Annotated in this window: 8 protein-coding genes and 3 pseudogenes; 6 read left to right on the top strand and 5 right to left on the bottom strand. The window is 61.5% G+C overall.

The window, feature by feature from the left end:
* The first annotated feature begins 459 nt into the window (after positions 1-459).
* Positions 460-819: a DUF5994 family protein gene (locus B4394_RS24640; RefSeq protein WP_078313138.1), complete on the top strand. Its 360-nt coding sequence runs from the start codon at positions 460-462 to the stop codon at positions 817-819.
* Here the strand turns inward: B4394_RS24640 and B4394_RS26045 are convergent.
* From B4394_RS26045 to B4394_RS24625, 3 genes and pseudogenes are all read right to left on the bottom strand, one after another.
* A pseudogene (locus B4394_RS26045) lies at positions 816-1,217 on the bottom strand (arsenate reductase ArsC); the annotation flags it as partial. The gene B4394_RS24640 and the pseudogene B4394_RS26045 overlap by 4 nt on opposite strands.
* Positions 1,218-1,281: 64 nt before the next feature.
* Positions 1,282-2,317, bottom strand: a pseudogene (gene arsB / locus B4394_RS24630) (ACR3 family arsenite efflux transporter); the annotation flags it as partial.
* The gene (locus tag B4394_RS24625; RefSeq protein ID WP_078313137.1) at positions 2,314-2,745 is read right to left on the bottom strand and encodes an ArsI/CadI family heavy metal resistance metalloenzyme; all 432 of its coding nucleotides are present in this window, start codon (positions 2,743-2,745) and stop codon (positions 2,314-2,316) included. The gene B4394_RS24625 and the pseudogene arsB, both read right to left, overlap by 4 nt.
* A gap of 100 nt (positions 2,746-2,845) precedes the next feature.
* Here B4394_RS24625 and B4394_RS24620 point away from each other — a divergent pair, with 100 nt between their 5' ends.
* Positions 2,846-3,205, top strand: coding sequence for an Rv2640c family ArsR-like transcriptional regulator (locus B4394_RS24620; RefSeq protein ID WP_078313129.1), 360 nt, complete (start codon positions 2,846-2,848; stop codon positions 3,203-3,205).
* Between the two features lie 36 nt (positions 3,206-3,241).
* Here B4394_RS24620 and B4394_RS24615 read toward each other — a convergent pair whose 3' ends face one another.
* Together B4394_RS24615 and B4394_RS24610 are read right to left on the bottom strand one after the other, a co-directional pair.
* Positions 3,242-3,694: a DUF5994 family protein gene (locus B4394_RS24615; protein WP_078316527.1), complete on the bottom strand. Its 453-nt coding sequence runs from the start codon at positions 3,692-3,694 to the stop codon at positions 3,242-3,244.
* A gap of 246 nt (positions 3,695-3,940) precedes the next feature.
* The gene (locus B4394_RS24610; RefSeq protein WP_078316526.1) at positions 3,941-4,936 is read right to left on the bottom strand and encodes an AraC family transcriptional regulator; all 996 of its coding nucleotides are present in this window, start codon (positions 4,934-4,936) and stop codon (positions 3,941-3,943) included.
* A 124-nt stretch (positions 4,937-5,060) separates the two neighbouring features.
* On the opposite strand from B4394_RS24610, the pseudogene B4394_RS25975 reads away from it, so the two are divergent.
* The 4 genes and pseudogenes from B4394_RS25975 to B4394_RS24595 form a co-directional block, all read left to right on the top strand.
* Positions 5,061-5,420, top strand: a pseudogene (locus B4394_RS25975) (alcohol dehydrogenase catalytic domain-containing protein); the annotation flags it as partial.
* 145 nt (positions 5,421-5,565) lie between these two features.
* A complete protein-coding gene (locus B4394_RS25575) occupies positions 5,566-5,976 on the top strand; it encodes a zinc-binding dehydrogenase (RefSeq protein WP_217697784.1) in 411 nt (136 codons plus the stop codon).
* A 209-nt stretch (positions 5,977-6,185) separates the two neighbouring features.
* Positions 6,186-7,229, top strand: a complete 1,044-nt coding sequence (locus tag B4394_RS24600) for a type 1 glutamine amidotransferase family protein (protein WP_078316525.1) — start codon at positions 6,186-6,188, stop codon at positions 7,227-7,229.
* Between the two features lie 160 nt (positions 7,230-7,389).
* Entirely contained in the window at positions 7,390-8,619 is a 1,230-nt protein-coding gene (locus B4394_RS24595; RefSeq protein WP_078316524.1) for a low temperature requirement protein A, read from the top strand.
* Positions 8,620-8,629 lie beyond the last annotated feature (10 nt).

Raw genomic sequence — 8,629 nt, 5'->3', positions numbered from 1 at the left:
AAAGGACTTCTGCATGGACACGTTCCTCAGATTGGGGAGCCAGACGGATACCGCAACTAGCAGTACACGTATCCAGCAGTTACAGAAAGCTAGCATGTTCAGGCCGCGAATGGGCGACTACTGGGAGCACTCACCCAAATGAAAGCATTCCGTAACCATCCCCGAGTTCGGCCGGCATAGTCCTCGGATCGTCGGCGGCGTGAGCCAATCGCGGACTTTTGACATATTCAAAATTGTTGAGTGTCAACCATTTACAAATCCGCGCCAACGGAGCCCCCGAAAGGGGGGTAATATTAGTCAAGTAACGATGGCGGTGGCACGTACCTAGCACCAACTGTTTTGGCTCATACGGATTCCCTTGTCTGAGTCCCACTGAGCAACAAGGAAGTACGTATGACACAGGCCGAATATCCTGGTCCGCCGATCCGCTTTACGTTAGGCCCGCGCAAGACCGGCAGGATGAACGGTGCGTGGTGGCCGCAAGACGACGGATTCATCGCGAGGGAACTGTCACCGCTGATTGAAGAGCTGTCCGAGCACATTGGTCCGGTCAACCAGGTGTCCCTGAACTGGAAGGCCGGGTCGCCCCGGTCGAGTATGAGATCGGCGGCCATGCCTCCGACGCTCGCCAACCGTGCGTTCCATTGGGTAGTCACACTCCAGGGCGAGCATCGGACGGTGCGGATCCTCATGGTGCCGGCACGCACCAACCGGATTCTCGCCAGGGTGATCATGCGCTTAGCCGCGCAAATGCCCCTGCTTGATTCTCCCAAGGAGGACGAAGTCTCCGCGGCCCTCCGAATCATCATGGCCGCTTAGCCCGTGATGTTGAGCCGATCCAGTAGGTTGCGAACCCGCCGTTCTATCTCGTCTCGGATAGGACGCACGGCCTCGATCGGCTGCCCGGCCGGGTCGGGTAGGTCCCAGTTCTCGTACTGCTTCCCGGGGTAGTGCGGGCAGGTGTCACCGCAGCCCATGGTGACCACGACATCGGCGCCTTGCACGATCGCGTCGGTCCAGGGTTTGGGGTATTCACTGGTGATGTCGATGCCCCGCTCAGCCATGACTTCGACAGCGGCGGGGTTGATGTGCTTTGCGGGTTCCGAACCGCCCGACCATGCAACGGCTCGATGACCAGCTGTATGGGTGAAGAATCCGAGAGCCATCTGGGAGCGGCCCGCGTTGTGGGTGCACAGAAACAATACGCTGGGCCTACCTTCGGTCATTGAACCGCCTCCTTGTCTACGGATTCGGGCATATTCTGTTGTCGCGCAACGGTAAATCGGCTGCGCAGCGCCAGAGACACGTAGACGAGCGCAACCAGGACCGGCACTTCGATCAGGGGGCCGACAACGCCAGCCAGCGCCTGGCCGGAAGTGGCGCCCCAGGTGGCGATCGCGACGGCGATGGCCAACTCGAAATTGTTCCCGGCAGCGGTGAACGCCAGCGTTGCCGTGCGCGCGTAGCCCAATCCCAAGACAGCGCCAAGCAGGTATCCGCCGCCCCACATGATGGCGAAGTAGGCCAGCAACGGCATCGCAATCCGCGCGACATCCCATGGGCGAGCAGAGATCTGAGTGCCCTGGAGGGCGAACAAGATCACGATGGTGAACAGCAGCCCCCAGAGGGCCCACGGGCCGACAGTCGGCAGGAATCGCGTTTCGTACCACGCGCGCCCCTTGATCCGTTCTCCGAGACGGCGGGATACGTATCCAGCCGCCAGTGGGATTCCCAGAAAGAGGAGCACGGATTTGGCGATCTGCCACGGGGAGGTATCGATGGCGGCTTGCGGCAAGTGCAGCCAACCGGGCAGTACAGCTAGGTAGAACCAGCCCAGCGCCGCGAACATGAACACCTGAAAGACCGAATTCAATGCGACGAGGAGAGCCGCGGCTTCTCGGTCACCGCAGGCGAGGTCGTTCCAGATGATTACCATGGCGATGCACCGAGCCAGGCCGACGACGATCAAGCCGGTTCGGTATTCGGGAAGGTCCGGCAACAGCAGCCATGCCAGCGCGAACATCAACGCCGGGCCGAGCAACCAGTTCAAGACCAGTGAGCCGATCAGCAGCTTACGGTCTGCGGTGACGTCCCCGAGGCGGTCGTAGCGCACCTTCGCCAGGACCGGGTACATCATGACGAGCAGCCCGATCGCGATGGGCAGCGAGATCCCGTCGACCTGAATCGTTTCCAGCACACGATCCAGTCCGGGGATCCAACGGCCCAGCAGCAGCCCGGCGGCCATCGCGAGGCCGATCCATACCGGCAAGAACCGATTCAGCGTGGACAATCGTCCCGCCGCGCCAGGTGTGCTCACTCCGGGTGCTCACACGCGCATGCCGCGTCGTGGGCGAGCGGCTCAGGACTGATGCCAAAGGTCTCCGAATCGGCCAAAACTGTGTATATTTCCCACTTTTCACGATCTGGCGCGGTCACCCACACCTTGTCTTGCGTCGCGAAGCAGCAGGTGGTGCCAGTCTCTTCCTCGGTGAACATGCCGGCATCGGTCAAGCGCGCAATCTCGGCGTGTACCTGCTCGCTGGATTCGACCTGCACCCCCAGATGGTTGATCGTGCCGCCGCGACCCGGGTTCTCCAACAGCACCAGCTTCAGTGGTGGGGAATCGATGGCGAAGTTCGCGTAACCCGGTTTGCGTTTGGCGGGATTCACACCAAAGAGCCTGGAGTAGAACTCGATTGACGCGTCGAGGTCGTCGACATTGAGAGCCAGCTGCACACGGGACACCGGTCCACCTCCGGGAAGAATAAGATATTCATCGAACTCTTTGATGTGCTCAGTCTGCCATGTCTTTGACATATGTCAAAGACTTCGGGATGCTGGAACCATGCCCAAGGCCCTTCCCGTGATAGACACCACCGGCCCCGTCTGTTGCGCGCCCGTGGCCGCAGGCCCGATGAGCGACGAGCAAGCCCTGGAAGTCGCGCTGCGTCTCAAGGCGCTTGCCGATCCTGTGCGGGTCAAGATCATGTCCCAGCTGTTCGGCGCACCCCAGGGGGAGATCATCAGCGGTGACCTCGCTGGCATCCTCGGACTCACCGAATCAACCGTCAGCCACCATATGAACCAATTGCGTAAAGCGGGACTGGTGGAATCCGACCGTCGCGGAATGAATGTTTATCACCGGCCGGTTCCGGATGCGCTCACCGCGCTCTGCACAGTTCTGGATCCCACCTGCTGCCGGTAAGAGGCGGACAGCGGCGAGATCAACCTGCTGGCTCGTTCAACCAGCTCGACGCGTCGCCGCCAGCAGCACTGCCGGGGCCGCAGTGCTACCCGGGACGGCTGCGTTAGTCATCACATCGTGCGCAAGGTGCGGGTCAGTCATCGGAGGGACGACTAGCAGCACTAGCTGACGACGATCCAGATCACTGATGTAGATGGTGTCCGCCCGCTGAGTGCGGTACCCGTCCAGCGACACCATACGATCGCCGTAGCGTAGCTGTTTTGGGGCCGCGTCCCATTCCTGGATGCGGTAGATCACCCGTTTAACGGCCCCCAATCGGGGACCTGCGGCATCCAAAAGCGTTGGCAGGTCTTGCGTTAGGTCTCGTGAGTGCGGCCACCATGCTCCGTCGACGTACCCGCTCCCATCACCATCGGGCTTTAACCGAAGACGAATGGAGTCGTCACTTTCGAATGTCGCCGGTACCACCAACGTGGCAACGTCAGTCATGATATTGGCGAGAATATTTGATGCGTCATCAGACGCTCCTAGCTTCAGCGCCCGTGTCCGGTGCTGAATCTTTCGACGACGCCGCGCCCATGAGTGAGCGGGTGCAAGATACCGTCTTCCCGTCAGCCTACTCGGATCGGCGACTCACACAAGGCGGCCGTAACTCTTTGGCTGTGCTTAATTTTCAGATGACCGGCGCCGGACTATCGGCGCCGTCATCGGAAACCCGCTCGCAGCGCTGGACGGTCACGACAGTGGTTGCCGCGTTTGTTCGGGGGTTTGGCCAGTCCAGCCGCGGAAGGCGCGGTAGAACGAGTTGGTGTCGTCGTAGGCAAGTAGCAGCGCGATCTGACTGATACTGGTGTCGCCCCGCGACAGGTAGTGGCGGGCCAAGTTTTCTCGTGTCTTGTTGAGCACCGCTTGAAAGCTGCTGCGTTCGAGCTGAAGCTGCCTCTGCAGTGTCCGTGTGCTCGTGGCCAATTTTCGGGCGACCGTCGCGATGTCGCTCTGGCCGGCCGGCAGCGCTTCCAGCAGGACGGTGCGCACTTGCTCCGTCATCGGCGAGGACTGCGTCAGCTCGGATGAGCGGCTGCGCAGTTGAGGGGCGAAGTAGTTCCACATCTGGAGGTCTTCGGTCAGGAAGGGGAGTGCGCAGTCCTCGGCCGAAAAGACAATTGCGTCAACGGGGCCCGATTCAATATCAGTGCCCAAATATTCACGAATGATGGCAGACCGGGGCGGGGGCTCGGTGGCGCAAACCCGCAGCGGAGCGATGTGCCGGTGGGTTCCGAGACGCGCCAACGCCGTCCAGAAGAGCAGTTCGCTGGTGGTCAACACGGCCGGTGGCTGCGTTTCGGTCAACCAGGTGTAGGTCAACAGAACGCGTTCGCTGTCCTCCTCAACCCTGACGTCGATGGGCGCAATCAGATGTTTGAATTTGGCGATTCGGTGGGCCGCGACGCTGAGGTTTGGGCTGCACAGCGCAGCAAATATAGGCGCATCGAAAACCTCGGCCGTGAGCGTGCGAGCTATGGCCACCGGCAGGGTGTCATGCCCGCTCGCCTGCTCGAGCGCCCGCCAGAACGCAAAGTAGCCTTCACTCGAGAGGTCAGTCGTTCCGCGGGTTAACAGATTTGGTGGCAGGCCTGCCTGCCGTAACACCACATCGGCCTGAATCCCCAGGTTATCGAGCAGAGGTTTGATCGCTGGCGAAAGTGTAAAGGTTCCTGAGTCCGTAGCCATCGTTAATAGTCTACGGGTTATGCACGCCACCTAATATGGCGCGATCTGCTAGTGACACGGCAGTCCGCTCCACTTAGCGTAGGCGCCAAGAACGCCCAAGAAACTCAACAAGGAGAGCTAATAGATGAAGGCCGCCGTTATCCCGGAGATCAATGCCACATGGGAACTGCGCGAGGTCCCGACACCGACCGCAGGACCCGGCGAGGTGCTGATCAAAGTGCACGCGTGCGGGATTTGCTTCACCGACGTGTGGACCACGCGCGGCGCCGCGGGTGACCTTTTCCCACTGATCACCGGCCACGAAGTCGTGGGCGAGGTTGTCGAGGTGGGCACCGGTGTCGACACGCGCAAGGTGGGCGATCGCATCGGCACCACCTGGGTGCAGTCCACTTGTGGCCGCTGCGACTACTGCAAAGAGAACCTGCCACTGTCGGGGCAGGCGGCCGTCAACTGCGCAGCGCCCCGCCTGACCGGCTTCAATGCCCAGGGCGGGCATGCCGAATACGTCGCTGTCACCGCGACCGGCACGGTACTAATTCCGGATGGCCTGTCCTTCGAGCTTGCCGCACCGATCTTTTGCGCCGGCTACACCACCTGGAGCGGTCTGCGCGCCGCTGAGCCAGCACCGCATGAGCGCGTCGCCATTGTCGGTATCGGTGGCCTGGGGCACCTGGCACTGCAGTTCGCGGCGGCCGGCCGCCGGGGGCGCCGATGTGCTGTTGCTCTGCAGCAACTCCTACGACCAGGGCGCCGACGCGTTGAAGGGCCTGCGCCACGACGGCCGCGCGATATCAATGGGACTCGACCCCTTGGCCGATATCGTCATTCCGACCGATCGGCAGCGGCCCTTCTTCGCCCAGCGGCAGAAGGTTATTGGATCAACGCACAATGGGCTGCGCTACCTCACCGAGGCTCTGGAGTTCGCCGCGGCCGGGAAGGTGGTCCCCATGATCGAGACCTTCCCCAAAGAGGAAGTCAGTACTGCCGTGGCAAAGGTCATCGCGGGCGACGTACGGTTCCGCGCCGTCATCACCTACTGACTAGCGGCGCTATCCGGTAAACGGACTGGCCGTACGCAGGTGCTCAGCACAGGCACCTGCGTACGGCCAGAGGCATCGATGTACCCGCGGGTACATCGATGCCGCCGCGTAGGTCGATGTTCGCGGGTGCCCGGTGCGGTGCCGCCAGAAGGCCAGCACAGGACAGTTCTTTTACATCAAGTCATCACTATCGAATGTGAGTATCAGGTATGTCTGAACAAGCAACCAGCAAATCGGTGACGCCAGGTGCCGGGCAGCGGCCCAAGGCGCTGGTGCTGATGTCGTCGAATAAGGTGCTGCCGCTCGCGGAACCGGCAGGACATCCTGGGGTTTCCACAGGGGTCTTCTTTATCGAACTGGGCCAGATCCTGCAAGAGTTCGGCCCGGATTACGACTTCACCTTCGCTACGACCGACGGCCAGCTGCCGCAGGTCGACATCAACGGCCTTGCGCTGCAATGGCAAGCGGTCGAGAAGCTTACGACCGCGATGCTCGCGACCACCGCGGAGGAGGCTCTCGGATTCGACGCGGACAAGTTCCGTGCACGTCGCCCCGAACTGATCGCCCGCCGCGACTCCGAGCTCGACCTGGCATACCGCTACCTGGGCAACGTGCCGGTTTCTGAAGTCTTGCCCAGAACAGATAAGGAAGTCGCGCCGCTTCGCGATGAGATCGCCGCCCGCTTCGCCTCGTTGCCCTCCAAAACCTATTTCTCGGCGCAACAACTGGTGGAACGTGACCGCGACCCCGAGGACGCTTTCGATCTCGGCGAATACGACTTCGCTCATATCCCCGGTGGGCACGCACCGATGGTCGACTACGTCGACAATCCGTGGCTCGGCGAGTTGATCAACGTCCTGCATGAGAAGGGCGTGCTGGTCTCGTTGATCTGCCATGCCCCCGTCGCCATGGTCTCGGCCGCAAAGTACCGGGTCGATAAGGACGGCAACCCCGTGCCCAACACGGCCAACCCGTTCAAGGGCATCACGGTGACCACCGTGCCGAAATACGCTGAAATCCTTGCCTGCCAAACCGCATTCCTCAAACTGCCCGGCCACAAGACCCGCCCCACCTACTACGTGGACGAGGCCCTCGAAGAAGCTGGATTCAAGTTCGAGGGCGTTTTCCCCAATGCCGGTGCGCCCAAGCTCATCTGGGAACCCAGCGTCCGCATCCTCACCGGCAACGGCCCCCAAGCCGTCGACCAACAAGCCGCAATGCTCCGCACCCTGCTCACCGGGCGAGGCAACTAGCGATTCCTGTGGCCGGGGCGGTCGGGCCACCTTCGAGCCAAGATGACCGATCGATGTGATGATTGGCGGTGCGAGTTCACAGCTATCTCGCCGTCTAGATTCGTGTGAGGAGGCCAGAGTGACTATCCACGCAAAGGCGCCGGCGCACAGGCTTCGTGCGATGGCTGGGCGTGACCCGCATGAATCTCACCGGGTCGCGACACCGCTTGAACTTCTGTACGACCTGACCTTTGTTGTGGCCTTCAGCGTCGCGGCGAACGAACTCGCTCATTCGCTGTCGTCTGGCCACATTGGCGCCGGGCTAGCGGGATTCGGATTCGCGACGTTCGCGATCTGTTGGGCCTGGGTCAATTTCAGCTGGTTCGCATCGGCCTATGACACCGACGACTGGGCCTACCGAGTCCTGACAATGGGTCAGATGGCCGGTGTCATCATCTTGGCGCTCGGAATCCCGCAGATGTACGCATCGATCGCCAAGGGCGAACATGTGGACAACCAAGTCATGGTGGCGGGCTACGTCGTGATACGTGCCGCCATGATCGTGCAGTGGTTACGGGCAGCACAGCAGAATCCCGAACGCCGGTCCGCTTGCCTTACCTACGCATTGACTATCGGTGTGGCCCAGTTGTTATGGGTCGGTGTAATCATCATCCACACATCGGTGCCTGTGACGTTCGTGCTGGTTCTGCTTGTTACGGCCGTTGAGATGATCGGTCCCCTGATCGCCGAAACCCTGCAGGGCGGCACGCCGTGGCACCCGCACCATATCGCCGAGCGCTACGGATTGCTGGCGATCATCGCTCTCGGGGAAGGCATAGCCGGCACAGTCGCGTCGCTGTCCGCAGTAGTCGGCGCCCAAGGCTGGTCGACGGATGCGGTGCTCGTGATAATCGCGGGCGTCGGGCTGACCTTCGGCATGTGGTGGATCTACTTCGTGCTTCCCTTTGGAGACTTGCTGCACGCGCACCGTTCACGGGCCATCCCTTTCGCGCTCGTGCACATCGGAATCTTCGCGTCGATTATCGCCACTGGCGCGGGTCTACACATCGCCGCCTACTACATCGAACATCACACCGAATTAGGATCGCTTGCAACCGTATTGACGGTCGCGATCCCTGTTGCTGCCTACATCGGCATTGTGTACTTACTAGGCGCGATACTCGTGCGGCTGTGGGATCCATTCCACATACTCCTGGTTGTGCTGACCGCCATGGTGCTAGGCGCGGCCGTGTGGCTGGCCGCAGGAGGAGTGCCGATGGCGGTGTGCCTGGTCATTCTCACCGGCGCGCCCCTTGTCACCGTGGCCGGGTTCGAGGTCATCGGGCATCGCCATGCCTCGCAGGCAATCGCGGCATCAATCTCTAGAGGAGCTCCTGCCGACGGCCGTTGAGATGTCGGAT

This window comes from Mycobacterium sp. D16Q16, from assembly GCF_002013745.1.
Lineage (GTDB): Bacteria > Actinomycetota > Actinomycetes > Mycobacteriales > Mycobacteriaceae > Mycobacterium.
This window is presented reverse-complemented; position numbering and strand designations above follow the sequence as displayed.